The sequence below is a fragment of the Streptomyces sp. NPDC006309 genome, from assembly GCF_040613095.1.
Lineage (GTDB): Bacteria > Actinomycetota > Actinomycetes > Streptomycetales > Streptomycetaceae > Streptomyces.
The window spans coordinates 84,931-111,667 of record NZ_JBEXRO010000009.1; the positions used below are offsets into that span (position 1 = coordinate 84,931).

Annotated in this window: 21 protein-coding genes; 11 read left to right on the forward strand and 10 right to left on the reverse strand. The window is 71.8% G+C overall.

Features of this window, described 5'->3' with window-relative positions; translation table 11 throughout:
* Positions 1 to 399: 399 nt before the first annotated feature.
* A complete protein-coding gene (gene ileS / locus ABZ117_RS14850) occupies positions 400 to 3,543 on the reverse strand; it encodes an isoleucine--tRNA ligase (protein WP_356820752.1) in 3,144 nt (1,047 codons plus the stop codon).
* A 616-nt stretch (positions 3,544 to 4,159) separates the two neighbouring features.
* Between ileS and ABZ117_RS14855 the strand changes: the two genes are divergently transcribed.
* From ABZ117_RS14855 to ABZ117_RS14875, 5 genes are all read left to right on the forward strand, one after another.
* Positions 4,160 to 5,353, forward strand: a complete 1,194-nt coding sequence (locus ABZ117_RS14855) for a TraR/DksA C4-type zinc finger protein (protein WP_356820754.1) — start codon at positions 4,160 to 4,162, stop codon at positions 5,351 to 5,353.
* 68 nt (positions 5,354 to 5,421) lie between these two features.
* Positions 5,422 to 6,057 (forward strand): signal peptidase II, encoded by a 636-nt coding sequence (lspA, locus tag ABZ117_RS14860; RefSeq protein ID WP_356820756.1) that lies wholly within the window; start codon positions 5,422 to 5,424, stop codon positions 6,055 to 6,057.
* A gap of 115 nt (positions 6,058 to 6,172) precedes the next feature.
* Positions 6,173 to 7,117: an RluA family pseudouridine synthase gene (locus ABZ117_RS14865; protein WP_356820758.1), complete on the forward strand. Its 945-nt coding sequence runs from the start codon at positions 6,173 to 6,175 to the stop codon at positions 7,115 to 7,117.
* Positions 7,114 to 7,578, forward strand: coding sequence for a GNAT family N-acetyltransferase (locus ABZ117_RS14870; protein ID WP_356820760.1), 465 nt, complete (start codon positions 7,114 to 7,116; stop codon positions 7,576 to 7,578). The genes ABZ117_RS14865 and ABZ117_RS14870 overlap by 4 nt, the downstream gene beginning before the upstream one ends.
* Before the next feature lie 620 nt (positions 7,579 to 8,198).
* Positions 8,199 to 9,785: a Na+/H+ antiporter gene (locus tag ABZ117_RS14875; protein ID WP_356820762.1), complete on the forward strand. Its 1,587-nt coding sequence runs from the start codon at positions 8,199 to 8,201 to the stop codon at positions 9,783 to 9,785.
* A 63-nt stretch (positions 9,786 to 9,848) separates the two neighbouring features.
* Here ABZ117_RS14875 and ABZ117_RS14880 read toward each other — a convergent pair whose 3' ends face one another.
* Complete coding sequence (locus ABZ117_RS14880; protein WP_356820764.1) at positions 9,849 to 10,955, reverse strand: mechanosensitive ion channel domain-containing protein; 1,107 nt, start codon at positions 10,953 to 10,955, stop codon at positions 9,849 to 9,851.
* Between the two features lie 109 nt (positions 10,956 to 11,064).
* Between ABZ117_RS14880 and ABZ117_RS14885 the strand changes: the two genes are divergently transcribed.
* The gene (locus ABZ117_RS14885) at positions 11,065 to 11,637 is read left to right on the forward strand and encodes a dienelactone hydrolase family protein (RefSeq protein WP_356820766.1); all 573 of its coding nucleotides are present in this window, start codon (positions 11,065 to 11,067) and stop codon (positions 11,635 to 11,637) included.
* An 8-nt stretch (positions 11,638 to 11,645) separates the two neighbouring features.
* On the opposite strand, the gene ABZ117_RS14890 is transcribed toward ABZ117_RS14885, so the two are convergent.
* The 5 genes from ABZ117_RS14890 to ABZ117_RS14910 all read right to left on the reverse strand — a co-directional run bounded on the left by ABZ117_RS14890 (position 11,646) and on the right by ABZ117_RS14910 (position 17,211).
* Positions 11,646 to 13,316, reverse strand: coding sequence for an alkaline phosphatase D family protein (locus ABZ117_RS14890; RefSeq protein WP_356820768.1), 1,671 nt, complete (start codon positions 13,314 to 13,316; stop codon positions 11,646 to 11,648).
* 118 nt (positions 13,317 to 13,434) lie between these two features.
* Positions 13,435 to 13,863 (reverse strand): hypothetical protein, encoded by a 429-nt coding sequence (locus ABZ117_RS14895; protein ID WP_356820770.1) that lies wholly within the window; start codon positions 13,861 to 13,863, stop codon positions 13,435 to 13,437.
* Positions 13,864 to 14,189: 326 nt separating this feature from the next.
* Positions 14,190 to 15,032, reverse strand: a complete 843-nt coding sequence (locus tag ABZ117_RS14900) for a thioredoxin domain-containing protein (protein WP_356820772.1) — start codon at positions 15,030 to 15,032, stop codon at positions 14,190 to 14,192.
* 102 nt (positions 15,033 to 15,134) lie between these two features.
* Complete coding sequence (locus ABZ117_RS14905) at positions 15,135 to 15,818, reverse strand: hypothetical protein (protein ID WP_356820773.1); 684 nt, start codon at positions 15,816 to 15,818, stop codon at positions 15,135 to 15,137.
* A 67-nt stretch (positions 15,819 to 15,885) separates the two neighbouring features.
* Positions 15,886 to 17,211 (reverse strand): DUF2252 domain-containing protein, encoded by a 1,326-nt coding sequence (locus ABZ117_RS14910; RefSeq protein ID WP_356820775.1) that lies wholly within the window; start codon positions 17,209 to 17,211, stop codon positions 15,886 to 15,888.
* A gap of 237 nt (positions 17,212 to 17,448) precedes the next feature.
* Here ABZ117_RS14910 and dnaE point away from each other — a divergent pair, with 237 nt between their 5' ends.
* Complete coding sequence (gene dnaE, locus ABZ117_RS14915) at positions 17,449 to 20,988, forward strand: DNA polymerase III subunit alpha (protein ID WP_356820777.1); 3,540 nt, start codon at positions 17,449 to 17,451, stop codon at positions 20,986 to 20,988.
* A gap of 71 nt (positions 20,989 to 21,059) precedes the next feature.
* Here dnaE and ABZ117_RS14920 read toward each other — a convergent pair whose 3' ends face one another.
* Positions 21,060 to 21,239 carry a hypothetical protein gene (locus tag ABZ117_RS14920; protein WP_356820779.1) on the reverse strand — a complete coding sequence of 60 codons (180 nt, stop codon included), beginning with the start codon at positions 21,237 to 21,239 and terminating at the stop codon, positions 21,060 to 21,062.
* Between the two features lie 225 nt (positions 21,240 to 21,464).
* On the opposite strand from ABZ117_RS14920, the gene ABZ117_RS14925 reads away from it, so the two are divergent.
* The 4 genes from ABZ117_RS14925 (at position 21,465) to ABZ117_RS14940 (ending at position 25,414) form a co-directional block, all read left to right on the forward strand.
* Positions 21,465 to 22,688, forward strand: a complete 1,224-nt coding sequence (locus tag ABZ117_RS14925) for an NYN domain-containing protein (protein ID WP_356820781.1) — start codon at positions 21,465 to 21,467, stop codon at positions 22,686 to 22,688.
* A 122-nt stretch (positions 22,689 to 22,810) separates the two neighbouring features.
* Positions 22,811 to 23,824 carry an ABC transporter ATP-binding protein gene (locus tag ABZ117_RS14930; protein WP_356820783.1) on the forward strand — a complete coding sequence of 338 codons (1,014 nt, stop codon included), beginning with the start codon at positions 22,811 to 22,813 and terminating at the stop codon, positions 23,822 to 23,824.
* A 65-nt stretch (positions 23,825 to 23,889) separates the two neighbouring features.
* Positions 23,890 to 24,711, forward strand: a complete 822-nt coding sequence (locus tag ABZ117_RS14935; protein ID WP_356820785.1) for an ABC transporter permease — start codon at positions 23,890 to 23,892, stop codon at positions 24,709 to 24,711.
* 34 nt (positions 24,712 to 24,745) lie between these two features.
* Entirely contained in the window at positions 24,746 to 25,414 is a 669-nt protein-coding gene (locus tag ABZ117_RS14940) for an AAA family ATPase (RefSeq protein ID WP_356820787.1), read from the forward strand.
* Between the two features lie 58 nt (positions 25,415 to 25,472).
* Here ABZ117_RS14940 and ybaK read toward each other — a convergent pair whose 3' ends face one another.
* Positions 25,473 to 25,970 carry a Cys-tRNA(Pro) deacylase gene (gene ybaK / locus ABZ117_RS14945; RefSeq protein ID WP_356820788.1) on the reverse strand — a complete coding sequence of 166 codons (498 nt, stop codon included), beginning with the start codon at positions 25,968 to 25,970 and terminating at the stop codon, positions 25,473 to 25,475.
* Between the two features lie 18 nt (positions 25,971 to 25,988).
* Complete coding sequence (locus ABZ117_RS14950; RefSeq protein WP_356820790.1) at positions 25,989 to 26,729, reverse strand: LON peptidase substrate-binding domain-containing protein; 741 nt, start codon at positions 26,727 to 26,729, stop codon at positions 25,989 to 25,991.
* Positions 26,730 to 26,737: the final 8 nt, after the last annotated feature.

Genomic DNA, 26,737 nt, shown 5'->3' on the forward strand with positions numbered 1-26,737 from the left:
ACGGGACCGGCCGGCATCCGGGCGGGAGGCCGCGGCCCGGTTTCGGTGGAGCCTGCGGTTCGGCGTCGGGGTGGGAGCCTGCGGCCCGGTTTCCGGTGGAGCCTACGGTCGGGCGTCGGGGTGGGAGCCCGCGGCCCGGTACGCGGCGGAGCTTATGGTTCGGCGTCGGGGTGGGAGCCTGCGGTCCGGTTTCCGGCGAGCCTACGGTCGGGCGTCGGGGTGGGAGCCCGCGGCCCGGTACGCGGCGGAGCTTATGGTTCGGCGTCCGGGCGGGAGCCTGCGGCCCGGTACCCGGTGGAACTCCCGGTCCGGCGTGCGGGCGGGAACGTCTGGGCCGGTGATCCACGCGCAGGGGCCCGGTCTCCTTGCCGGAGACCGGGCCCCTGCGCACGCCTGCGGTTACGCCCGGCGCAGCCGGAACGTGAGGGACAGGCCCTCGTCGGTGAAGGTGTCGCCATAGGTGCCGTCCGCCTCGCCCTGGGCGAAGTCCGTCGCGAGGACCTCCTCGGCGATCAGGGCGCTGTGCTCGGACAGCGCGGCGATGACCGCGGGATCGGTCGAGGTCCACCGCAGGGCGATGCGGTCGGCCACGTCCAGGCCGCTGTTCTTGCGGGCCTCCTGGATCATGCGGATCGCGTCACGGGCCAGACCGGCCTGCCGCAGCTCCTCGGTGATCTCCAGGTCGAGGGCGACCGTGGCGCCGGAGTCGGCGGCCACCGACCAGCCTTCGCGCGGGGTCTCCGTGATGATGACCTCGTCGGGCGCGAGGGTGACCGTCTCCCCGTCGACCTCCACGGACGCGGTGCCCTCCCGCAGCGCGAGGGACAGCGCGGCGGCGTCGGCACCGGCGACCGCCCGGGCCACGTCCTGCACCCGCTTGCCGAACCGCTTGCCCAGCGCCCGGAAGTTGGCCTTGGCGGTCGTGTCGACCAGGCTGCCGCCGACCTCGCTGAGCGATGCCAGCGCCTCGACGTTCAGCTCCTCCGTGATCTGCGCGTGCAGCTCCGGGTCGAGGGACTCGAAGCCGGTGGCCGCGATCAGCGCACGGGACAGCGGCTGACGCGTCTTGACGCCCGACTCCGCGCGCGTGGCGCGGCCCAGTTCCACCAGCCGGCGGACCAGGACCATCTGACGCGACAGCTCCGGGTCGATCGCGGACAGGTCCGCCTCGGGCCACGCGGCCAGGTGCACCGATTCGGGCGCGTCCGGCGTGACCGGCGCGACCAGGTCCTGCCACACCCGTTCGGTGATGAACGGCGTGATCGGCGCCATCAGTTTCGTGACCGTCTCCAGCACCTCGTGCAGGGTGCGCAGCGCGGCCTTGTCGCCCTGCCAGAAGCGGCGGCGCGAACGGCGGACGTACCAGTTGGACAGGTCGTCCACGAACGCGGACAGCAGCTTGCCGGCGCGCTGGGTGTCGTACGCCTCCAGCGCCTGGGTCACCTGGTCGGTCAGGGCGTGGAGTTCGGACAGCAGCCAGCGGTCCAGCACCGGGCGCCCGGCCGGCGCCGGGTCCGCCGCGGAGGGCGCCCAGCCGGACGTGCGGGCGTACAGCGCCTGGAAGGCGACCGTGTTCCAGTACGTCAGCAGGGTCTTGCGGACGACTTCCTGGATGGTGTTGTGGCCGACCCGGCGGGCCGCCCACGGGGAACCGCCGGCCGCCATGAACCAGCGCACCGCGTCCGCGCCGTGCTGGTCCATGAGCGGGATCGGCTGGAGGATGTTGCCCAGGTGCTTGGACATCTTGCGGCCGTCCTCGGCGAGGATGTGGCCCAGGCAGACGACGTTCTCGTACGACGACCTGTCGAAGACGAGGGTGCCGACGGCCATCAGCGTGTAGAACCAGCCGCGGGTCTGGTCGATCGCCTCGGAGATGAACTGCGCCGGATACCGGCTCTCGAACAGCTCCTTGTTCTTGTACGGGTAGCCCCACTGCGCGAACGGCATGGAACCCGAGTCGTACCAGGCGTCGATGACCTCCGGCACGCGCGTGGCCGTCTTCCCGCAGCCGTCGTGACGGCAGGCGAAGGTGACGTCGTCGATGTACGGCCGGTGCGGGTCCAGGCCCGACTGGTCGGTGCCGGTCAGCTCGGTCAGCTCCGCGCGGGAGCCGACGCAGGTGAGGTGGTCGTCCTCGCAGCGCCAGATCGGCAGCGGCGTGCCCCAGTAGCGGTTGCGGGACAGCGCCCAGTCGATGTTGTTGTTCAGCCAGTCGCCGAAGCGGCCGTGCTTGACCGTGTCCGGGAACCAGTTGGTCTTCTCGTTCTCCTGGATGAGGCGGTCCTTGATCGCCGTCGTGCGGATGTACCAGGAGGGCTGCGCGTAGTACAGGAGCGCGGTGTGGCAGCGCCAGCAGTGCGGGTAGCTGTGCTCGTACGGCAGGTGCCGGAAGAGGAGGCCGCGCTGCGCCAGGTCCTCGGTGAGCTTCTCGTCCGCCTTCTTGAAGAAGACGCCGCCGACGAGCGGGACGTCCTCCTCGAAGGTGCCGTCGGGGCGGACGGGGTTCACGACCGGCAGGCCGTAGGCGCGGCAGACCTTGAGGTCGTCCTCACCGAAGGCGGGGGACTGGTGCACCAGGCCCGTGCCGTCCTCGGTCGTCACGTACTCGGCGTTGACCACGTAGTGCGCAGGTTCGGGGAACTCCACCAGCTCGAAGGGGCGCTGGTACGTCCAGCGTTCCATCTCGGCACCGGTGAAGGTCTGCCCGGTGGTCTCCCAGCCCTCGCCGAGCGCCTTGGCGAGCAGTGGCTCGGCGACGACGAGCTTCTCCTCGCCGTCCGTCGCGACGACGTAGGTGACCTCCGGGTGCGCGGCGACCGCCGTGTTGGACACCAGGGTCCAGGGGGTCGTCGTCCACACCAGCAGGGCGGCCTCGCCGGCGAGCGGGCCGGAGGTGAGCGGGAAGCGGACGTACACGGAGGGGTCGACGACCGTCTCGTAGCCCTGCGCCAGCTCGTGGTCGGACAGGCCGGTGCCGCAGCGCGGGCACCAGGGGGCGACACGGTGGTCCTGGACCAGCAGTCCCTTGCCGAAGATCTCCTTCAGCGACCACCACACGGATTCCACGTACTCGGGGTCCATGGTCCGGTAGGCGTCGTCCAGGTCGACCCAGTAGCCCATGCGGGTCGTCAGCTCGGCGAAGGCGTCGGTGTGCCGGGTCACCGACTCGCGGCACCTGGCGTTGAACTCGGCGATGCCGTACGCCTCGATGTCCTGCTTGCCGGCGAAGCCCAGCTCCTTCTCGACGGCCAGCTCGACCGGCAGGCCGTGGCAGTCCCAGCCGGCCTTGCGGCCCACGTGGTAGCCGCGCATGGTGCGGAAGCGGGGGAAGACGTCCTTGAAGACGCGGGCCTCGATGTGGTGGGCGCCGGGCATGCCGTTGGCGGTGGGCGGGCCCTCGTAGAACACCCATTCGGGACGGCCCTCGGACTGCTCCAGGCTCTTGGCGAAGATCTTCTGCTCGTGCCAGAAGTCGAGCACGGCGTGTTCAAGAGCGGGCAGGTCGACCTGTGCGGGCACCTGGCGGTACGTCGGCGCTGTCATCTGCGAGCATCCTCCAACGGACTTGCTGCCTTCCGTCGGAGGGACGAGAGCCTCAGATCCTGATCCACGCCGTGTGCGGCGCGCTCCCGCGGTACCACCCTCCTTGGCCCTCCGCCGTGCCGTACACGCCGGTGAGCCCCCTCATTGGGGTCGCGAGGCCGGGTCTACTCGCCGTCGCCCTGCGGCTGCGGCTTTCTTCCGGCGGCTCCGGGGTGATCTTCACGTCGCGCTCGCCCCCGGGCTCACACCGTCCCCGGGTCGCTCTGGGCTGCGTACGCCGCTACTCGTCCCCATCCACGCTTTTCGCTCCGCCCAGTGTACGGCGCCCCGCGGACAACGGCGGACCGGTTTTCGCGCGGTGCGGAGGCAGGCGCGGAGGCAGGCCCGGAGCCGGGCCGCGTGACCCGAATGGCGAGGGGGCGGGCGTACGTGTCCGCGCGGGCCGGACCGGACGGATTACCCGGCGGGGAGCTGGGCACAACGGATGCAGGCCCGTGGCTCGGGGGGTGCGGGCGGGCGAATCGGGCGGTGTGCCCCGTTGCCGCGGGACTCGAGTCGATTTATCGTCCCAGCACGATTCGCGAGCAAGATCACAATATGTGAAGGGGCCGCGGCCATGGTGGCGAAGAAGACCGCCGTACAGCAGCCGGCGACCGGGAAGACGGGCGCAGGACCTGCCACCAGGAGGACGGCCGCGGGGAAGCCGGCAGCCGGCCACGCGGCCGTGCGCCAGGAGCAGGAAGAGGGGGCGAAGGCGGAGGAACGGGTGGCGAGGAGCGCCGCCGTGCGGAAGACGGTCACGAAGAAGGCGGCCGTGCGGAAGACGCCCGTGAAGCAGGCGGTCGCGCGGGAGGCGGTCCCGGGGGAGGCGGTCGTGAAGAAGGCGGCTGTGACGGACGCGGCCGTCAAGGACGCGGGCCCGACGGAGCGGGGGGCGGAGACGACGGCGCAGCGGGCGGCGGTCAAGCGGGCGCCGGTGCGGAAGACGGCCGCCGGGAAGGCCCCGGCGAGGAAGGTGGTGGCGAGGAAGGCGGCGGCCGGGACGGCGGCGCACGGCCGTGCGGGGGCCGACGGCTCGGTGCAGGACGCGGCGGCCGGGGAGGTCGCGGTGACGGAGAAGCCGGCTACGAGGACGGCCACCGGCAAGGCGGCTACGGACAAGGCGGCCACCGGCAAGGCGGCTGCGGACAAGGCGGCCCCCCGGGAGCCGGCGGCGAGGAAGGCCGGCGGCAGGCGGGCGGTCCACGAGGCCGGCTCCACGGAGACGGCTCACAAGAGCACGGCCAAGAAGGCGGGTGCGGCGCGGGCCGCGAAGCAGACGGGAGCCACGACAGTGGTTGCGAAGAAGACTCCAGGCACGGTCACGGCGGAACAGACCCCGCTTCCCAAGGCGCGGGCCGCCGCGGCGGAGCCCGGCGAGCTGGCGGTGCGCACCGGGGAGGACCCCTGGACCCCGGAGGAGGTCGCGGAGGCCCGCGCGGAGCTGGACTCCGAGGCGGGGCGGCTGCGGGCGGAGATCAGCTCCTCGGAGGCGTCCGTCGCCGGTCTGATGCGGGACTCCGGGGACGGCGCGGGCGACGACGAGGCCGACACCGGCACCAAGAACATCACCCGCGAGCACGAGATGGCGCTGGCCGCCAACGCGCGCGAGATGCTGGACCAGACCGAGCGCGCCCTGGAACGGCTCGACGCGGGCACCTACGGCCTGTGCGAGAACTGCGGCAATCCCATCGGCAAAGCGCGCATGCAGGCCTTCCCGCGGGCCACGCTGTGCGTGGAGTGCAAGCAGAAGCAGGAACGCCGCTCCTGAACGCCGGGGGCCGTGGGGGCGTGCCGTAGTCTCGTTCCTCAGTCAGGCACCTAGGTTGAGGGACTCACGTGGCAGAGGCGGAGCGCATCATCGGTACGCCGGACACCCCGGACGACGGCGGCGAGCGGACTGCGGCGGCCGGAGCGCCCGCCGGCCCGGGAGCGTCCGGCCCGGCCGGTGCCGGCGAGGTGTCCGCCCCGGTGGGACGGCGGACCGGCCGCGGACGCCGGATCGCCGTGCTGTTCGCGGTGGCCGCGTTCGCGTACGCCCTCGACCTGATCAGCAAGATGCTTGTCGTCGCCCGCCTGGAGGGCCACGCGCCGATCCGGGTCGTCGGGGACTGGCTGGAGCTGCACGCCATCCGCAACCCGGGCGCGGCCTTCGGGTTCGGCGCGGCCTTCACGATCATCTTCACCCTCATCGCCGCCGCCGTGATCCTGGTGATCATCCGTCTCGCCCGCAAGCTCTACAGCTTCCCCTGGGCGATCGCGCTCGGCCTGCTGCTGGGCGGCGCGCTCGGCAACCTCACCGACCGCATCTTCCGGGCACCGGGGATCTTCGAGGGCGAGGTCGTGGACTTCATCGCGCCCCAGGGCTTCGCGGTGTTCAACCTCGCCGACTCGGCGATCGTGTGCGGCGGCATCCTGATCGTGCTGCTGTCCTTCCGCGGCCTGGACCCGGACGGCACGGTCCACAAGGACTGAGGACTGAGGCCGGTTCCGCCGGTCCTGCCGGTCCGGCCCGCCCGCGGGGCCCGCGGCCGGGCGGTTTTCCACAGGGCCGTTCGGTGGCCGGGCACCCGTCCGGCATACTCGACGGGTGAGCACCGTTCCCGAAATTCGTACCCTGCCCGTGCCAGACGGTCTGGAGGGCGAGCGCGTCGACGCCGCCATCTCCCGCATGTTCGGCTTCTCCCGCACGAAGGCGGCGGAGCTGGCCGCGGCCGGCAAGGTCCAGGTCGACGGGTCGGTGGTCGGCAAGTCCGAGCGGGTGCACGGCGGCGCCTGGCTCGAGGTCGAGATGCCGCAGGCCGCGGCGCCGGTGCAGGTGCTCGCCGAGCCGGTCGAGGGCATGGAGATCGTGCACGACGACGATGACGTGATCGTGATCGTCAAGCCGGTCGGCGTGGCCGCGCATCCGTCGCCGGGCTGGTCCGGGCCGACCGTCATCGGCGGTCTCGCCGCCGCCGGGTACCGGATCTCCACCTCCGGCGCCGCCGAGCGCCAGGGCATCGTGCACCGCCTGGACGTCGGCACCTCCGGCCTGATGGTGGTCGCGAAGTCGGAGCGCGCCTACACGTCGCTCAAGCGCCAGTTCAAGGAGCGCACGGTCGACAAGCGCTACCACACCCTGGTCCAGGGCCACCCGGACCCCACGAGCGGCACGATCGACGCCCCGATCGGCCGTCACCCCAACCACGACTACAAGTGGGCGGTCACCGCGGAAGGCAAGCCGTCGGTGACGCACTACGACCTCGTCGAGGCCTTCCGCGCCGCCTCCCTGCTCGACGTGAAGCTGGAGACCGGCCGCACCCATCAGATCCGCGTCCACATGGCCGCGCACCGCCACCCGTGCGTCGGCGACCTCACCTACGGCGCCGACCCGACCCTCGCCAAGCGGCTGGGCCTGACCCGCCAGTGGCTGCACGCGGTCCGGCTCGGCTTCGAGCACCCCGGCGACGGACAGTGGGTGGAGTTCGGGAGCGACTACCCCGAGGACCTGCGGCAGGCCCTCGACCAGGTCCGCGAGGAGACGTGGGCGTGAGCCCGCGTCACACCGTCCGGGTCGCGACGGACCTCACCGACCGCGAGGCCTGCTTCGCGGTCCGCAAAGAGGTCTTCGTCGCCGAGCAGGGCGTCGCCGAGGACATCGAGTACGACGCCTGGGACGCCGTGGCCGTGCATGTCCTGGCGGTCCGCGAGGACGGTGTGCCGCTGGGCACCGGGCGGCTGCTGCACGGCGAGGCGGCGGCGGCGAGGACCGGCGACCCCGCGGTCGGCTCCCTGGGGCGGCTCGCCGTCTCCCGGGAGGCACGCGGGCTCGGCGTCGGCGCGGCCCTGGTGCGCGCCATCGAGGACACCGCCCGCGCGGCGGGCCTCACCGCGCTCGACCTGCACGCGCAGACCCACGCCCAGGGCTTCTACGAACGGCTCGGCTACGTGGCGTACGGCCCGGAGTTCCCGGACGCCGGCATACCGCACCGGGCGATGCGCCGCACCCTCTAGCTCCGGCCCGCAGCGCCTTCGGGCTCCGGCCCGCAGCCTTCGGGCTCCGGCCCGCCGCCCGTCTCTGCTCCGGCCCGCCGCGCCCCCCGGCCCGCCGCGCCCTCCGGCCCGCCGCGCCCCCCGGCCCGCCGCGCCCTCCGGCCCGCCGCGCCCTCCGGCCCCCGTCTGCCGCGCTCGGTAGCTCCCGCCCGCCGCACCTTCCGGCTCCCCTGCGGAGCGCCGTCGGGCTCCGGCCCGCAGCCTTCGGGCTGCCGCCCGCCGCCCGTTTCTGCTCCGGCCCGCCGCGCCCTCCGGCCCGCCGCACCTTCCGGCTCCCCTGCGGAGCGCCGTCGGGCTCCGGCCCGCAGCCTTCGGGCTGCCGCCCGCCGCCCGTTTCTGCTCCCGCCCGCACCGCCCTCCGACCCCGGCCCGCACCGCCCGCCGGCCCCGGCCCGCAGCGCCCGCCGGCCCCCGCCCGCACCGCCCTCCGACCCCGGCCCGCAGCGCCCTCCGGCTCCAGCCTGCCGCGCTCGGTGGCTCCCGCCCGCGGCTTCGTCCGGGAGACGTCGGTACGGCCGGGGCGCGGGCGTCGTGGCAGGCTAGAGGTCTGCCGTGTGATCGTCGAGCCCGGAGCGCCGTCCGTGGATCAGTTGGCCCTGTTGTTCGCCCTGCTGCTCGGGGCCCTGGTGAGCGTCCCGCTCGGGGACCGGCTCGGGATGCCGGCGCCCGTGCTGATGACCCTGTTCGGCGGGGTCCTGGCGGTCGCCGACTTCGTGCCCGACGTGAACATCCCGCCCGACCTGATCCTGCCCGCGCTGCTCCCGCCGCTGCTCTACGCCGCCGTGCGCCGGACCTCCTGGCGGCAGTTCGCGGCCAACGTCCGTCCGATCTTCCTGCTGGCCGTCGCCCTGGTGTTCGTGACCACGGTGTGCGTGGCGCTGGTCGCCAACGCGATCGTGCCCGGGCTGCCGATCGCCGCCGCCGTCGCGCTGGGCGCCCTGATCGCACCGCCCGACCCGGTCGCCGCGACCAGTGTCGCCGGACAGCTGGGCCTGCCGCGGCGCCTGGTGTCCATCCTGGAGGGCGAGGGCCTCTTCAACGACGTCACGGCCATCGTGCTGTACCACGTGGCGATCGCCGCCGCCCTGAGCGGCTCCTTCTCGCCCTGGCGGGCCGGGCTCGACCTCGTGCTGTCCGCCGTCGTCGCGGTGGCCGTGGGGCTGGTGCTGGGCTGGGGCGCGAACAGGCTGATGGACCTGCTGGACGAGCCGACCCTCCAGATCGGCATGACCCTGCTGGTGCCGTACGCCTCCTACGTGCTCGCGGAGAAGCTGCACGGCTCCGGGGTGCTCGCCGTGCTCACCACGGCACTGTTCCTCGCCGAGTACGCCACCGACGCCGACGACGTGATGACCCGGCTGGCCGGGCACACGTTCTGGGACATCATCGACACCCTCGTCACGGGCGTCGCCTTCGGGCTGATCGGCCTGGAGCTGCACAACGCCATCCACACGGGCCGCGGGCGCTGGGGCGAGCTGCTGGGCTGGTCGGCCGCGGTGGTGGGCGTGGTGGTCGTCGTACGGCTGCTGTGGCTGCTGCCGGCCACCTGGCTGACCAAGCGGCTGCACGCCCGCCGGGACTACGACGAGGACATCCCGGTCAGCTGGCGGGAGACCGTCGTCATGTGGTGGTCCGGGATGCGCGGGGTGGCCTCCGTGGCGCTGGTCCTCGCGATCCCGCTGAAGACCGACGACGGCTCGCCCTTCCCGCAGCGGGACGTGCTCGTGTTCATCGCCTTCGGGGTGATCATCGCGACGCTGGTGGTGCAGGGGATGACGCTGCCGTGGCTGGTGCGGCGGCTGGATGTGCGGGCCGACTCCGAGCGGGAGAAGGAGTTCGAGAAGGAACTCGCGGTGCGGGCCGCGAAGGCGGCGAAGCGCAGGCTCCGGGAGATCGAGCAGGTGGAGGACCTGCCCGACGACCTCTCCGAGCAGATGCTGCGGCGGGCCTTCGAGATCGGCATCCGGATCAGTCCGGACATGGGGGAGGAGGAGCGCCGGGAGGCGCAGCACCAGCGGGTCAGGCGGCTCAAGCGGGTGCGGCGCATCCAGGGCGAGATGCTCAGCGCGGCGCGGCACGAGGTGCTGGCGGCGCGCAGCGAGCCCGGGGCGGATCCGGAGATCGTGGACCGGGTGCTGCGCCACCTCGACGTGCGCAGCCTGCGGTGATCTGTTCCCGTGGCCGCGCCGCCGTAGCCGCCGGAGGACCGGCGCCGTAGCCGCACCGGCCGGTCAGCCCCGGCCGGTGCGCGGGAACTCGTAGGCCCGGCGCAGCGAGGCGCCGTCGGGGGACGGGACGCGGTAGGGCGGGAGCACGGCCTCGGAGGTGTTCACCCGGGGCAGCGCGTAGGCGTGCTTCTCGGACAGCCAGGTGATCATCTGTTCGCGGACCGCGACCCGCACCGTCCAGATGTCGTCCGCGTCCTTCGCCGTCACCAGGGCGCGCACCTGGACGGTGTTCGGTGTGGTGTCGGTCACCTGGAGGCTGTAGGCGCGGCCGTCCCAGGCCGGGCACGCGCGCAGGATGTCCCGCAGCTTCTCGCGCATCGCCTCGATGGGCGCGCTGTGGTCGAGGTGCCAGTAGACGGTCCCGGTCATCTGCGGGGTGCCGCGGGACCAGTTCTCGAAGGGCTTGGAGGTGAAGTACGACACCGGCATGGTGATCCGGCGCTCGTCCCAGGTCCGTACGGTCAGGAAGGTCAGGGTGATCTCGTCGACCGTGCCCCACTCGCCGTCCACGACGACCGTGTCGCCTATGCGGACCATGTCGCCGAAGGCGATCTGGAGCCCGGCGAACAGGTTGGCCAGGGTGGACTGGGCGGCGACACCGGCGACGATGCCGAGGATGCCGGCGGAGGCCAGCAGCGAGGCGCCGGCCGCGCGCATCGCGGGGAACGTCAGCAGCATCGAGGCGATCGCCATCACGATGACGATCGCGGACACCACCCGCATGATCAGTTCGACCTGGGTGCGGACCCGGCGCACCCGGGCCGCGTCCCGGTGGACGCGCGCGTAGCGGCTGTAGCTGGTCTCGACGACGGCCGCGGCTATCCGGATCACCAGCCAGGCGGCGGATCCGATCAGCACCAGCGTCAGCGCGCGGCCGATGCCGGTGTGGTGCTGCGCGGACAGTTGCGCCTGGTCGTAGGAGCCTCTGAGCAGGGCGGCGCACAGCACCAGCTGGTACGGGATGCGGCCGCGCCGCAGCAGTTCCCACAGCGGCGAGTCCGGGTTGCGTTCGTCGGCCTTGCGCAGCAGCCGGTCGGTGACCCAGCCGAGGGCAAGGGTGAGCAGCACCGAGCTGCCCACCACGATCAGGGGGCGGAGCACGTTCTCCATGCCTCCGAACGTAACCGGGCTCGGCGGGTGATGAACATGTGTGTTCCGAGCGTGTGCGGGTAGGGCCGCCTGATACGGCCGCGAGGACGGCGGCTGGCACCATGGCCTCATGGACATCATGCTCTTTCACTCGGCCTACGGACTCCGGCCCGCGGTGCGCGAGGCCGCGGACCGGCTGCGCGCGGCGGGACACGAGGTGTGGACGCCGGACCTCTTCGAGGGACACACGTTCGACACCGTCGAGGACGGCATGGAGTTCCAGGAGCGCACCGGCAAGGAGGAGCTGCTGAAGCGGGCCGTGCTGGCGGCGGCGCCGTACTCGGACCGGGGGCTGGTGTACGCCGGGTTCTCGCTGGGCGCGTCCATCGCGCAGACCCTCGCCCTGGGCGACGGCAAGGCGCGCGGGCTGCTGCTCCTGCACGGCACCTCCGACATCGCGCCGAACGCGCAGGTGGACGAGTTGCCGGTGCAGCTGCACGTGGCGGAGCCGGACCCGTTCGAGACGGACGACTGGCTGAGCGCCTGGTATCTCCAGATGGGCCGGGCGGGTGCCGACGTGGAGGTGTACCGGTACGCCGGGGCCGGGCACCTCTACACCGACCCCGGCCTGCCGGACCACGACGCGCAGGCCGCCGAGGCCACCTGGCGGGTGGCGCTCGGCTTCCTGGAGACGCTTCGCTGAGCGAGGGGTCACACCGGGTCGTAGGTCCGCTCGATCCTCTGCGTGCCGCTGCGGGTGCGGTAGGAACGCGCCCAGCCCGACGTCGCCCCCGCGTCGGTGCGGTCGGACAGGACGTAGTAGTCCATCTGCGCGCGGTCGGCGGTGATGTCCAGCACGCCGTAGCCGTGGCGGTCGGTGTCCACCCAGTGGACGTGCCGGTTGGCGGCCTTGATGAGCGGTGAGGCGACCGCGGAGACCGTGCCCTCGGGCACCTTCACGATGTCGTCCAGGTTGTCGGAGGTCACCGAGGTCACCACGAACTCGGTGGCCGCCGACGCCGACAGCGGATAGGTGCCCGCGTCCACCGGCACGTCGTTGGCCCAGGCCATGTGGATGTCACCGGTCAGGAAGACGGTGTTGCCGATGGCGTTGGAGCGCAGGTGGGCCAGGAGTTCGCGGCGGTCGTCGGTGTAGCCGTCCCACTGGTCGGTGTTGGCGGCGATGCCCTCCTGCGGCAGCCCGAGCAGCTTGGCGAGCGGCTTGAGCAGGTCGGCGCTGAGGGAGCCGAAGGAGAACGGCGAGATCATCACCGAGTTGCCGACCAGCCGCCACCGGGTGTCGGAGGCCTTCAGTCCGGCCTTCAGCCAGTCGAGCTGGGCGCGTCCGGTGAGCGTGCGGTCCGGGTCGTCCACCGAGCCGCTGGCCGTGGACGCCTGCTGGGAGCGGAAGGAGCGCAGGTCCAGCAGGGACAGGTCGGCGAGCCTGCCGAAGCGCAGCCGCCGGTAGGTGGTGCCGGCGACGGCCGGGCGGACCGGCATCCACTCGAAGTAGGCCTGCTTGGCGGCGGCCTGACGGGCCACCCAGGTGCCCTCGGCGCCCTCGGTGTGGTTGACCGCGCCGCCCGACCAGGCGTTGTCGGCGAACTCGTGGTCGTCCCAGATCGCGATGACGGGCGCCTTCAGGTGCAGGGCCTGGAGGTCGGGGTCGGTCTTGTACCTGGCGTGCCGGGTGCGGTAGTCGGCGAGGGTGAGGATCTCGTCGGCCGGGGCGTGGGGGCGGACCACTTTGCCGCGGGCGGCGTACTCGCCGGACTTGTACTCGTAGATGTAGTCGCCGAGGTGCAGCCAGGCGTCCAGGTCGTTGCGGGCGGCGAGATGGCGGTAGGCGGCGAAGTAGCCCGCCTCCCAGTTGGCGCAGGAGACCACGCCGAAGCGCAGCCCGGGCACGTCGGCGTCGGCCGCCGGCGCGGTACGGGTGCGCGCCACCGGGGAGTCGGTGCCGCCGGCCGAGAACCGGAACCAGTAGTCGGTGGCCGGTGCCAGGCCGCGGATGTCGGCCTTCACGGTGTGGTCGGAACCGGCGGTCGCGGTGACGGAGCCCTTGGCGACGATGTCCGTCAGCGCCCTGTCCCTGGCGACGACCCAGCCGACCTCGGTGTCCGGGCCGGTCCCGGAGCCCGGTATCGCCTCCGGGACCGGGGTGATGCGGGTCCACAGCAGTACGCCGTCGGGCAGCGGGTCACCGGAGGCGACGCCGTGCAGGAAGGCGGGGGCGTCCGTGGCGGCGCGGGCCGGGAGGGCGGCGGCGAGCGGTCCGGCCAGGACAGCGGTCGCCGCCGCGGCCTTGACGACCGTACGGCGGCGGGGGAACGGCGTGCCGAGGCTCTGAGCGGCCTCGGATGATCTGTATCGACTGGTCACGGATGATCAGGCTACTGATCAGTACGCGCGAGAGTGGGCGAACTCGCGAAAGTTCGCCCACTGTCCCACGGGTCGTTACATCCGTCGCGGCGTTACCCCGTTCGCCCGGAGGACCCTGTCACGCGGTACCGAAGTACCTCTTTTCGTCCTTCGGCGAGCCATCCGCTCCCTTTTGGTGCCAGACGGTGAGAGTTACCTTCTTGTTCTCCGGTATGTCCACGCCCTGTCCGCCCGACTCGCAGGTGCCCGCGCCGCGTGCGGCGGCAAGGCGGTGGTAGTGATTCCCGCCCGAGTCTTCCCAGTAGATCGAGATCATGGCGCGGTCGCCGTCTGGTTCTAGGTCGCAGACCTTCCAGTTGTCTCCGTCTGCGATGAACCACCCTTCGGCCAAGCGGACCTCCGAGCAGCTGAGCGATGAGCAGTCCTCGAAGTAGGAGTAACCGTGCGCGTTGCTGCCGGCGAAGGCTGGAGCTGCGCTGAAGGCAAGAGCCGCCGCGATTACGGCCGTCCCCGTTAACGCACGCTTCACGCCTGTGTCGAAATTCATGCTTGCCCCTCGTGTCTGATCTGATGTACGCAACGAAGGCAGTGGCGGCTTTCCGTTGCGATGTGAAGATCTTAATTTCGAGATGCTTGCGCCGGCAAGGGAGTTATATCTGACGGCGCTCCCGTCGGAGGAGGCATGAAGGCCTTAATCGGTATTGCAGTCGAGGGGGTCGGGTAGTACGCCCTGGCGGCCGAGACGGCCGGCACATGCAATCTGCGGAAGGAGGGGCTGTTGCACCGAAAGGCCAGTCGGGTCGATGAGAGGGGGTAGGTGACAGCCCTCTCATCGACCAGCGGTTCCGTGACTCCGACCCCGGCGGGGCTGGTTCACGCCTTGAGCGCTGCCCCCACCACACGATTGAAGTCGGCCACCGTCATAGGCGGGTTGCCCTGGTTGCCGGAGGTGAGCTTCTTGCCATCCATGACAAAACTGGGGGTGCCGGTCACCCCGTCCTTGTTTGTGTCAAAGGTCTTCGACATGGCCAGCGCCCAGGCGTCGTAGGTGCCCTTCTTCACCGCGCTCCGGAACTTGGCGTTGTTCTTGAGAGCCGGTACGGTGTCGGCCACCTTGATGAGATAGTCGTCGCTCTTGAACTTGTCTTCTGTCTCCTGCGGGTGGTACTTGGCGGAGTAGAGCGCGGACTTGTAGTCCAGGAATGCCTCAGAGCTCACGTTGAGTGCGGCGCCCATGGCGCTCATCGCGTTCTTGGAACCCTCGCCGTTGCTGCCGATCTTGCCCTTGCCCAGCGCGTCGCCGTCGAGGAACGTGCCACCGATGAACTGGATCCTGTACTTCCCGACATCGAGACCCTTCCTCACGGTCGTGCCGACGGTCTGCTCGAACTGGGCGCAGACGGGGCAGCGCGGGTCCTCGTAGATCTTCAGGGTCTTCTTGGCGCTGTCCTTGCCCATGACGACCGTGGTGCCGTCCGTTCCCGTGGTGTTGGCCGGGGCGGTGACGCTGGCATCCTTCATGCCCTCCCAGTACCCGGGCTTGTTGTTCTGGACGACGGCGTAGCCGATGCCGCCGGCCGCGGCCAGGACGGCCACGACCGAGGCGGCCACGATGGTCTGCCGCCTGGCCTTGTCACGCTTGGCCTGCCGCTCGCGCTCCTGGCGCAGCCGCTCCCGGGCCGCCGTCTTCGCCGTCTGGCTGTTCCGCTTGCTCATGCTGGTGATCTCCATGGGGGACGCGCACCCGTCGTACGCGGGACGCGGGTGGGGGACCGGTCGGTGTCCGGACGCCGTCGGCCGCGCGGGAGCCGGGGTGGCTCAGGCGAGGGCCGCGGCGGGGGAGCACGGCGGTCCACGCCGTCCCAGGGAGTGCGTGAGGAGCCGGTCACGGGCCGCGCTGCGGCGCGGCGCCGGGCGGGGCGCCCGCCGCACCGGCAGCGCCCGTACGGTGACCGCGGCCACCGCCAGCAGCAGCGGCCGGAACGTGGTGCCGGCCACCGCGTACAGCAGCTGGGCCAGGGCCCGCTCGCCCCGGCGCAGCCAGGCGGCGGCCAGCAGGCCCACGCCGACGTGCGCGGCGAGCAGCAGCCAGGCGGCGGCCGGGCCGACATGGGCGAGCAGGGCGCCGGCACGGTCACCGCCGGTCACCCGGACCAGCGGGGTGCCCATCCGGCCCTCGCACAGCACGTCCAGGCCGACCGCGCGCAGCGGGCCGGCGACCGGGCCGCCCGCCCGGCCGTAGCAGGCGTGCTGGCCGGTGGTGAACACCGTGTCGGCGGCAAGCTCCAGCGGGACCAGCAGGGCCGCGATCCGGCCGAAGCCGCGCTCACGGCCCGCCAGCGCGTAGGCGGTGCCGAACACCCCCGCGGCGACGGCGGCCACGGCGGCCGACGGCAGCGGGGCACGGGACAGCAGCACGTGCGACGCGGTGCCGAGCGTCACGACGAAGGCCGTGAACAGCGCCGCGCGCACGGCTCTGAGCTGGGTCCCGGATATGTCCATAGCGAGAGCAGAGTCTGTCACGTACGCGGGTAAGAGACCCCTAAAGGATGCCTGTGAATCCGCGGGGTCACAGCCCCGGGATCCGGCCGTTGCGGAACAGGTCCACGAAGATCTGGTGATCGGCACGCGCGCGTGCGCCGTAGCTGTGCGCGAAGTCCACCAGCAGGGGCGCGAAGCCCTCCTCGTCGGCCGCGAGCGCCGCGTCGATGGCCCGCTCGGTGGAGAACGGCACCAGGGATTCGCCGGACTGGTCGTCCGCCGCCGCGTGCATGGTGGCGGTGGCCCGGCCCAGGTCGGCGACGACGGCCGCGATCTCCTCGAAGTCGTCGATGTCGCCCCAGTCCAGGTCCACCGCGTACGGCGAGACCTCGGCGACCAGCTGGCCCGCGCCGTCCAGCTCGGTCCAGCCCAGCCACGGGTCGGCGTGCGCCTGGAGGGCCCGCTGGGAGATCACCGTGCGGTGGCCCTCGTGCTGGAAGTACTCCGCGATGGCCGGATCCGTGATGTGCCGGGAGACGGCCGGGGTCTGCGCCTGCTTGATGTAGATCACCACATCGTTCTCCAGGGCGTCGCTGTGGCCCTCCAGGAGGATGTTGTACGACGGCAGACCGGCCGAGCCGATGCCGATGCCGCGCCGGCCCACGACATCCTTCACCCGGTAGGAGTCCGGGCGCGCCAGGGAGGAGTCCGGCAGCGTCTCCAGATAGCCGTCGAAGGCCGCCAGGACCTTGTAGCGGGTGGCCGCGTCCAGCTCGATGGAGCCGCCGCCCGGGGTGAAGCGGCGCTCGAAGTCCCGGATCTCGGTCATCGAGTCCAGCAGGCCGAACCGGGTCAGCGAGCGGGCGACACGCAGCGCGTCGAGGAGCGGGCCCTGCGCGGTGTCCAGCGTGAACGGCGGCACCTCGTCCCGCTTGGCGCCCGTGGCCAGGGCGTGGACGCGCTCGCGGTAGGCGTCGGCGTAGACCGTCACCAGCTCGGTGATCTGCTCGTCGCCGAGCGCCTTCGCGTACCCGATGAGCGCGATGGAGGCCGAGAAGCGCTTCAGGTCCCAGGTGAAGGGGCCGACGTAGGCCTCGTCGAAGTCGTTGACGTTGAAGACCAGGCGGCCGTTGGAGTCCATGTACGTGCCGAAGTTCTCCGCGTGCAGGTCGCCGTGGATCCACACGCGCGAGGTGCGGTCGTCCAGGTACGGACCGCCGCGCTTCTCGGCGTCGAGGTCATGGTAGAAGAGGGCCGCCGTGCCGCGGTAGAAGGCGAAGGCCGAGGCGGCCATCTTGCGGAACTTCACCCGGAACGCGGCCGGGTCGGCGGCCAGGAGCCGGCCGAAGGCGGTGTCGAAGACGGCGAGGATCTCCTCGCCGCGCTGCTCGTCGTTGAGCTGGGGGACCGACATCGCGGGGTGCCTCCTGGTGCGGGACGGGTGGTGCGTGTAGGGAAGGGAACGCGTACGACGGCGCTTCCGCCGTCTTCAACGGGCGACGCCACGCGGGAGTGCCCGGTTCCCGCACGAAGGTACGCGGACGGGGCCCGCGCGTGTCAGTGCGGGGGCATAGACTTCGACGCTGTCCCCCTGACTGTCCACAGCCCGTGGGACACCCGTCGACGCACGTTTGCCCTGGAGGCTCGAACCGTGTCAAAGCCGCCCTTCACGCACCTGCACGTCCACACCCAGTACTCGCTGCTGGACGGTGCCGCGCGGCTCAAGGACATGTTCCAGGCCTGCAACGAGATGGGCATGACCCATATCGCCATGTCGGACCACGGCAACTTGCACGGGGCGTACGACTTCTTCCACTCCGCGAAGAAGGCCGGAATCACCCCGATCATCGGGATCGAGGCGTATGTCGCCCCCGAGTCCCGGCGCAACAAGCGCAAGATCCAGTGGGGCCAGCCGCACCAGAAGCGGGACGACGTCTCCGGCTCCGGCGGTTACACCCACAAGACGATGTGGGCGGTGAACCGGACCGGTCTGCACAACCTCTTCCGCCTGTCCTCCGACGCGTACGCCGAGGGCTGGCTGACGAAGTGGCCCCGGATGGACAAGGAGACCATCGCCCGGTGGTCCGAGGGCATCGTCGCCTCCACCGGCTGCCCCTCCGGCGAGGTGCAGACCCGGCTGCGCCTCGGCCACTTCGACGAGGCCCTCAAGGCCGCCGCCGACTACCAGGACATCTTCGGCAAGGACCGGTACTTCCTGGAGCTGATGGACCACGGCATCGAGATCGAGCGCCGGGTCCGCGACGGCCTGCTGGAGATCGGCCGGAAGCTCGGCATCCCGCCGCTGGTGACGAACGACTCGCACTACACGTACGCGCACGAGGCGGGCGCCCACGACGCCCTGCTGTGCATCCAGACCGGCAAGAACCTCTCCGACCCCGACCGCTTCAAGTTCGACGGCACCGGCTACTACCTGAAGTCCACGGACGAGATGTACGCCATCGACTCCTCGGACGCCTGGCAGGAGGGCTGCGCCAACACGCTCCTCGTCGCCGAGATGGTCGACACCGCCGGCATGTTCGAGAAGCGCGACCTGATGCCGAAGTTCGACATCCCGGAGGGCTACACCGAGGTCACCTGGTTCAAGGAGGAGGTCCGCCGCGGCATGGAGCGCCGCTTCCCCGGCGGCATCCCCGAGGACCGCCAGAAGCAGGTCGAGTACGAGATGGACGTCATCATCCAGATGGGGTTCCCGGGCTACTTCCTCGTCGTCGCCGACTTCATCATGTGGGCGAAGAACAACGGCATCGCGGTCGGCCCCGGCCGAGGCTCCGCGGCCGGCTCGATCGTCGCGTACGCCATGGGCATCACCGACCTCGACCCGATCCCGCACGGCCTGATCTTCGAGCGGTTCCTCAACCCCGAGCGCGTCTCCATGCCCGACGTCGACATCGACTTCGACGAGCGCAGGCGCGTCGAGGTGATCAGGTACGTGACGGAGAAGTACGGCGCCGACAAGGTCGCCATGATCGGCACGTACGGCAAGATCAAGGCCAAGAACGCGATCAAGGACTCCGCGCGCGTGCTGGGCTACCCGTACGCGATGGGCGACCGGATCACCAAGGCCATGCCCGCCGACGTGCTCGGCAAGGGCATCGACCTGAACGGCATCACGGACCCCAGCCACCCCCGGTACTCGGAGGCGGGCGAGGTCCGCGCGATGTACGAGAACGAGCCGGACGTGAAGAAGGTCATCGACACCGCCAAGGGCGTCGAGGGACTGGTCCGGCAGATGGGCGTGCACGCCGCCGGCGTGATCATGTCCAGCGAGACCATCACCGAGCACGTCCCGGTCTGGGTGCGGCACACCGACAACGTCACCATCACGCAGTGGGACTACCCGAGCTGTGAGTCGCTCGGCCTGCTGAAGATGGACTTCCTCGGCCTGCGCAACCTCACGATCATGGACGACGCCGTCAAGATGGTGAAGGCCAACAAGGGGATCGACATCGATCTCCTGAGCCTCCCGCTCGACGATCCGACGACCTTCGAACTGCTCCAGCGCGGCGACACCCTCGGCGTCTTCCAGTTCGACGGCGGCCCCATGCGCTCGCTGCTGCGCCTGATGAAGCCCGACAACTTCGAAGACATCTCCGCCGTCTCGGCGCTCTACCGTCCCGGCCCGATGGGCATGGACTCGCACACCAACTACGCGCTGCGCAAGAACAAGCTCCAGGAGATCACCCCGATCCACAAGGAGCTGGAGGAGCCCCTCGAAGAGGTCCTGGCCGTCACCTACGGCCTGATCGTCTACCAGGAGCAGGTCCAGAAGGCCGCCCAGATCATCGCCGGCTACTCGCTCGGCGAGGCCGACATCCTGCGCCGCGTGATGGGCAAGAAGAAGCCCGACGAGCTGGCGAAGAACTTCACCATCTTCCAGGCCGGCGCGAAGCGGAACGGCTACAGCGACGAGGCCATCCAGGCCCTGTGGGACGTGCTGGTCCCCTTCGCCGGCTACGCGTTCAACAAGGCGCACTCCGCCGCGTACGGCCTGGTCTCGTACTGGACCGCCTACCTCAAGGCCAACTACCCCGCCGAGTACATGGCCGCCCTGCTGACCTCCGTCAAGGACGACAAGGACAAGTCGGCGGTCTACCTCAACGAGTGCCGCCGCATGGGCATCAAGGTGCTCCCGCCGAACGTCAACGAGTCCGAGTCCAACTTCGCCGCCCAGGGCGACGACGTGATCCTCTTCGGCCTCTCCGCCGTCCGCAACGTCGGCACCAACGTCGTCGAGTCGATCATCAAGTCCCGCAAGGCGAAGGGGAAGTACTCCTCCTTCCCGGACTACCTGGACAAGGTGGACGCGGTGGTCTGCAACAAGCGGACCACGGAGTCGCTGATCAAGGCCGGCGCCTTCGACTCCATGGGGCACACCCGCAAGGGCCTCACGGCGCAGTACGAACCGATGATCGACAACGTGGTCGCGGTCAAGCGCAAGGAGGCCGAGGGACAGTTCGACCTCTTCGGCGGCATGGGGGAGGAGAGCAGCAGCGAGCCCGGCTTCGGGCTGGACGTGGAGTTCTCCACCGACGAGTGGGACAAGACCTATCTGCTCGCCCAGGAGCGGGAGATGCTCGGTCTGTACGTCTCCGACCACCCGCTGTTCGGCCTGGAGCACGTGCTGGCCGACAAGGCCGACGCCGGGATCGCCCAGCTCACCGGCGGTGAGCACGCGGACGGCGCGGTCGTGACGATCGGCGGGATCATCTCCGGCCTCCAGCGCAAGATGACCAAGCAGGGCAACGCCTGGGCCATCGCCACCGTGGAGGACCTCGCCGGCTCCATCGAGTGCATGTTCTTCCCCGCCTCCTACCAGCTGGTGTCGACCCAACTCGTCGAGGACGCGGTCGTGTTCGTCAAGGGCCGGCTCGACAAGCGCGAGGACGTGCCCCGCCTCGTCGCCATGGAGCTGATGGTCCCGGACCTGTCCAATGCCGGCACCAACGCGCCCGTGATCCTCACCATCCCCTCGGTGAAGGTGACCCCGCCGATGGTCAGCCGGCTCGGCGAGATCCTCAGCCACCACAAGGGCGACAGCGAGGTCCGCATCAAGCTCCAGGGCCCGCGCAAGACCACCGTCCTGCGTCTGGACCGCCACCGGGTCAAGCCCGACCCGGCGCTCTTCGGCGATCTGAAGGTGCTCCTCGGCCCGTCCTGCCTGGCCGGCTGAGGTCCCCCAGCGTCAAGGGGCGCACCCGTGACGGGTGCGCCCCTTTCGTCTACCCGGGCTTCAACTGCCCGTCAGTTGTGGCCGAAGCGCTTCTGCTGCTTACGGGCGACGTCCGCCGGGCTGCCCGGTATGCCCGCCATCGAGGACTCGGGCTCCTCCGCCGGCGGACGGTGCGTGCGCTCGGGGGTCTGCTCGGTCTGCGGGCCGCGGTTCTGCGGGCCGGACTGCTTGCGGTTCTTGTTCTTGGCCATGCTGATCTGCCTCCTGCGAGGGGTCTGGGGGCCAGGGACGGGACCAGATTCACATACGCTGACATCAGGCGCATGTCGGATAATTACCGTGTGTGACAGGGTGGGTGGGCGCGCGGGATCCGCAAACGCCACGCCGAAGATCGAGTTCCGGCCGTTAACCCCCGCGCGGTCGGGCAGACTCGAGGGAAGTCCGGAGCAAAACCTCCCGGGAAGAGGGTGAGTCGCGTGGACCGCTGCATCGTCCTGGTGGACGCCGGGTATCTGCTGGGCGCCGCCGCCAGCCTCCTCGCCGGTGAGCCCTCGCGGTCCCGGATCACCGTCGACCACGCCGCCCTGATCCAGGCGCTGCGCGACCGCGCGGAGTTCGACACCGAACGTCCGCTGCTGCGGATCTACTGGTTCGACGGCGCCCCCGACCGCGTACCCCAGCCGGAGCACCGCCGGCTGCGCGTGATGCCCCGGGTCACCGTCCGGCTGGGCGCCCTCACCCGCAGCGACGGACGCTGGGCGCAGAAGGGCGTCGACGCGGCGATGCACGCCGAGCTGACCGAGCTGGCCCGGAACCGCGCCTGCTCCGACGTCGTCCTCGTCACCGGCGACGGCGATCTGCTGCCCGGCATGATGGCCGCCAAGGAGCACGGCGTCGCCGTCCACCTGTGGGCCGTCCAGGCCGCCGACGGCGACTACAACCAGTCCGAGGACCTGGTCGCCGAGGCCGACGAGCGGCGCGTGCTGGACCGCGCCTGGATCACCCAGGCCGTCCGCGCCAAGGAGCTGACCGGGGTCTGCGCGCCGCCGCCCGTGCCCCGCCCGGAGATCGCCGCGATCCTCTCGGCGCCGCTGCCCGAGTCGGCGCCGTCCGCGGCCGGCGAGCGCTCCGCCGAGCGGGCCGACCGCCCGCCGGCCACCGGCGGGACGGAGAACGGCGCCCAGGAGCGCACGTCCGCCGCCAGGACCGTACCGACCCCCAAGGACCTCGCCGCGCTGCGCGCGCCCGGCGCCCAGCCCGCGCAGCAGCCGCCGACCGCGACCCTGCGCTGGTCCTCCGACAAGGGGTGGGTCGACCGGCCCGGCGCGGTCACGGAGCCGCCCGAGGCCGCCGCCATGCCGACGCTCGCCCAGCTCACCACGGCCGAGCAGCGCTGGGCCGACCGGGAGGAGGACATCACCACCGTCGGGGGCGACCCGTACGAGGTGGGGCAGGTCTTCGCCCGCCGCTGGATGTCCCGGCTCGGCGGCGAGCAGAGCCATGTTCAGCGGCTGTCGCAGATGTACCCGCGGATCCCGCACCGGATCGACGGGGAGCTGCTGCGCTACGCGGCGCGGTTCGGGCTGCTGGCCCACAAGGACGACCAGATCGACGAGCACGACCGTTACGCCATCCGGGCAGGTTTCTGGCGGGAGGCCGGCGTTCCGGCGGCGACGGAGAGCACGCCCGCGGCCGACTGACACGACGCGCCCCGCCGAGGACCGCGGCCGTCCCGCCGAAGGCGGCGCGGTCGTGCCGCGGTGACCGGGAGAAGCGGCCCCAAAGGCGAGTAAAGGCCCCCGACCCCGTACCCTCGTCCCTTGTGAGTACGCGCGCGGCACAGGCACTTCGGTACGACGAGGTCGTACGCGTGCGCGGGCTCAGCAAGACCTATCCGGCCGTGAAGGGGCGGCGGGGCGCACCCGGCACACCCGAGCTGCGCGCCACCGACGGGGTCGAGCTGGACGTGCGGGGCGGGGAGATCTTCGGGCTGCTCGGACCGAACGGCGCCGGCAAGTCCACCCTCGTACGGCAGCTGACCGGGCTGCTGCGGCCGGACAGCGGGAGCGTGGAGATCCTCGGGCACGACATCGTGCGCCATCCCGAGCGGGCCGCGCGGCTCCTCGCGTACCTGGGCCAGGAGTCGTCCGCCCTGGACGAGCTGACCGTCTCCCTCGCCGCCGAGACCACCGGACGCCTGCGCGGTCTGGACGTCCGGCGGGCGCGGGCCGAACGGGACGCGGTACTGGACGAACTCGGGCTCGCCCCCATCGCCGGGCGGGCGCTGAAGAAGCTGTCCGGCGGCCAGCGGCGGCTCGCCTGCCTCGCCGCCGCCCTCGTCGGGGAACGGCCGCTGCTCGTGCTGGACGAGCCGACCACCGGCATGGACCCGGTGGCCCGGCGCGCGGTGTGGGCGGCCGTGGACCGGCGCCGGGCCGAGCGCGGCACGACCGTGCTGCTGGTCACCCACAACGTCATCGAGGCCGAGACCGTGCTCGACCGGGTCGCCGTGCTCGACCAGGGACGGGTCATCGCCTGCGACAGCCCCGCCGGACTCAAGGCACGGGTCGCCGGTGAGGTCCGGGTCGAGCTGGTGTGGCGGGAGCGGGCGCCGCTGGAGGTGCCCGAGGTCGCCGTCCTGCGCGAGCGGGCCGTGGAGGCCGGCCGGCGCTGGACGCTCCGGCTCGTGCCCGAGGAGGCCCGCGCCGTCGTCGCCACGGTGACCGGCGGAGCCGCCTTCGCCGCCCTGGACGACTTCACGCTCGCCACGCCCAGCCTGGAGGACGTCTACCTGGCGCTGGGCGGCGCGGCCCGGCAGGGGCTGGTGAGGGCATGAGCGGCACCGGCCGCGCCGTGCGTACGGGCCTGCACGACCGCCGTGGGGAAGGGGAGCAGCTCGCCGTGAGTGTCGTATCCGCCGAGGTGGCGCCGGGTGACGCCCGGGTCGTGCCCGAGACGGCGCCCGGCCCGGCCGAGCTGGGGCCGCCCGCGCGGCTGTGGCCGTCGCTGGCGGCCGTCTACCGGGCGCAGCTGTCCCGGGCCCGGGTGGCGCGGATGCCTCTGCTGTTCGTGGCCACCTTCCAGTCCGTCGGGATCGCCGTGATGATGCGGGGGGTCGTCGACAGCGGCAGCGAGGCCCAGTCCGTGGTGGCCGGGTCGTCGGTGCTGGTCGTCGCGTTCGTCGCGCTGAACCTGCTGTCCCAGTACTTCGGGCAGCTGCGGGCCAGCGGCGGACTCGACCACTACGCCACGCTGCCGGTGCCGCCGGCCGCCGTGGTGCTGGGCGTCGCGGCGGCGTACGCCTCCTTCACCGTGCCGGGCACGGTGGTGACCGCCGTCTTCGGGTGCGTGCTGTTCGGGCTGCCGCTGTCCAACCTGTGGATCCTGCTGGCCGTCATCCCGCTCGCCGGGGCCGCGCTGTCCGGGCTCGGCGCCGCCTGCGGACTCCTCGCGCCCCGGCCGGAACTGGCCACGCTGCTGGGCCAGCTGGGCATGTCGGCGGCGCTGCTGCTGGGCGTGCTGCCGGCCGACCGGATGCCCCAGATCGTACGGCTGGCCCGTGATCTGCTGCCCTCGACCTACGGCGTGGAGGCGTACGCCCGGACGTTCGGGGCGCACCCGGACTGGGCGGTCGTCCTCGCTGACCTGGGGGTGTGCGCGGGTGTCGGAGTGATCTCGCTGGCCGTGGCGGCCCGGGCGTACCGCAGGGCCGCCGTCCGGTGACGCGCCGCGCGGGGCGACCTGGCACGATGTCAGGGTGACCGCACCGCTGACTCCGCCTCCGCCCCCGCACGACGACTCCCCGCACCAGGTACGGCAGGCCCCGCCGTCCGCCGGGGCGCCGGGTGTGGGTCCGTACGAACAGGACGGCCCCGGGATGAGGACGGAAGTGCGGGAGGCCGCCGTGATCACGGTGGCGGTGGCGCTCGGCGGGGTGCTGCTGGGGCTGCTGTGGTGGTGGCTGGCGCCGCGCGTGCCGCTGGTCGGGGATGTGATCGACAAGAACTGGGTCGTCTACCTCAAGGACACCGAGGGCGAGCAGGCCATCGGTGTGGACGGCACGTTCGCGCTGCTGGGACTGGCCTTCGGGCTGGTCAGCGCGGTGGTCGTCTTCCTGCTGCGGCGGCGCGGAGGCGTGCCGGTCGTGGTGGCGCTGGGCGTGGGCGGCCTGCTCGGCTCACTGCTGGCCTGGCGGCTGGGCGTGTGGCTGGGCCCCGGGTCCGACGTGCTCGCCCGCGCGCAGGCCGTGGGCAAGGGGGTGACGTTCCCGGCGCCGCTGAAGCTCGGGGCGAAGGGCGCGCTGCTGGCCTGGCCGCTGGGCGGAGCGCTGGTGCATCTCGGGCTCACGGCGCTCTTCGGGCCTCGGGACCCCGAGCCGGAACTCTTCGGCCCGCAGGACCCCGAACCGCCGCACCCGCACGCCTGACCGCGACGCTCCGCCCGGTACGCCCCCGCGCCCCGGCCGCCGTGGCCGGGCCGGGACCTCAGCCCCTGCCGATGGGAGCCAGGACCGCGTCCGTCAGGTGGGCCAGGTCCTGCGGGGCCAGTTCCACCTCCAGGCCGCGGCGGCCCGCCGAGACGCAGATCGTGGGATGGGACCCGGCCGAGTCGTCGAGGACCGTCCGGAGCCTCTTGCGCTGGCCGAGGGGGGAGATGCCGCCGCGGACGTAGCCGGTGGTGCGTTCGGCGAGGGCGGGGTCGGCCATCGTGGCGCGTTTGCCGCCGACCGCCGCCGCGAGGGCCTTCAGGTCCAGGGAGCCCGCCACCGGGACCACGCCGACCACCAGGGAGCCGTCCACGTCGGCGACGAGGGTCTTGAAGACCCGGTCGGGGGAGATGCCCATCGCCTCGGCCGCCTCCTCGCCGTAGGAGGGGTGGGACGGGTCGTGCGCGTAGGCATGGACCGTGAAGTCCACGCCCGCCGCCGTCAGGGCCACCGTCGCGGGCGTGCCCCCGGACTGCTGCTTCTGCTTCTTCGCCATCGGGAGTGCCGGTCCTCCTCAGTTCAGACTGGTCGGTGCCCGCGTCAGCTCGAACGCCGGCAACGACGGCAGGCTACGGATGATGGCCGTCTCCGCGCGAAGGAGTTTCAGCTCGTCCCGGAGCCGGGACGCGGTGTCCGGCGCCTGGAGCAGTCGCTGCTTGGTCGGCGTGTCGTGCACCATCGCCGCCGCCACCAGGTACGACACCACGCTCGGGTCGTCCGGCAGCTCCGCCCCCGAGGACAGGGAGCGCTCGCGGGCGCCCGCCAGGCGCTTCTGGTACTGGCGGAAGGACCGCAGGACGCCCTCCGCCAGCGCCCCGGCCTCGTCACCCGGCTCCTCCGGCAGCTCCTGGAGCTCCGCGACGAGGAACGGGCCCGAGGCGTCCACGGACAGCAGGCGGACGCGGGTCGTGCCCGTCGCCAGCACCTCGAACGTGCCGTCGGACCGCTCCCGGACGGTCGCCGCGTCCGCGATGCAGCCGACGCTGTGGAAGGCCCGGACCAGGTCGGGACCGAAGCCGGCGGACGGGCCGCGTTCGGGCTCGGCCGTGGGATCGGGCATGCCGGGGGCGCTGGGCGCGACCTCGTGGCCGTCACGGACGGCCACGACGGCGAACCGGCGCGCTTCGTCCTCGGGAGTCTTCAGCAGCTCGCGCATCATGGCGCGATACCGCTCCTCGAAAACGTTCAGCGGCAGCACGAGCCCGGGGAACAGCACCGAGTTCAGCGGAAAGAGCGGGAGACGGGCGGTGGTCACGGCGCCCC

What these genes read in the sequence shown, in the direction of transcription:
- ABZ117_RS14900 (WP_356820772.1), bottom strand. Translation starts at nt 15,032, where the DNA reads ATGAGCAAGCGGAACAGCCAGACGGCGAAGACGGCGGCCCGGGAGCGG.
- ABZ117_RS14920 (WP_356820779.1), bottom strand. Translation starts at nt 21,239, where the DNA reads ATGGCCAAGAACAAGAACCGCAAGCAGTCCGGCCCGCAGAACCGCGGC.
- ileS (WP_356820752.1), bottom strand. Translation starts at nt 3,543, where the DNA reads ATGACAGCGCCGACGTACCGCCAGGTGCCCGCACAGGTCGACCTGCCC.
- ABZ117_RS14910 (WP_356820775.1), bottom strand. Translation starts at nt 17,211, where the DNA reads ATGTCGGTCCCCCAGCTCAACGACGAGCAGCGCGGCGAGGAGATCCTC.
- ABZ117_RS14855 (WP_356820754.1), top strand. Translation starts at nt 4,160, where the DNA reads ATGGTGGCGAAGAAGACCGCCGTACAGCAGCCGGCGACCGGGAAGACG.
- ABZ117_RS14895 (WP_356820770.1), bottom strand. Translation starts at nt 13,863, where the DNA reads ATGAATTTCGACACAGGCGTGAAGCGTGCGTTAACGGGGACGGCCGTA.
- ABZ117_RS14880 (WP_356820764.1), bottom strand. Translation starts at nt 10,955, where the DNA reads ATGGAGAACGTGCTCCGCCCCCTGATCGTGGTGGGCAGCTCGGTGCTG.
- ybaK (WP_356820788.1), bottom strand. Translation starts at nt 25,970, where the DNA reads ATGGCGAAGAAGCAGAAGCAGCAGTCCGGGGGCACGCCCGCGACGGTG.
- ABZ117_RS14905 (WP_356820773.1), bottom strand. Translation starts at nt 15,818, where the DNA reads ATGGACATATCCGGGACCCAGCTCAGAGCCGTGCGCGCGGCGCTGTTC.
- ABZ117_RS14885 (WP_356820766.1), top strand. Translation starts at nt 11,065, where the DNA reads ATGGACATCATGCTCTTTCACTCGGCCTACGGACTCCGGCCCGCGGTG.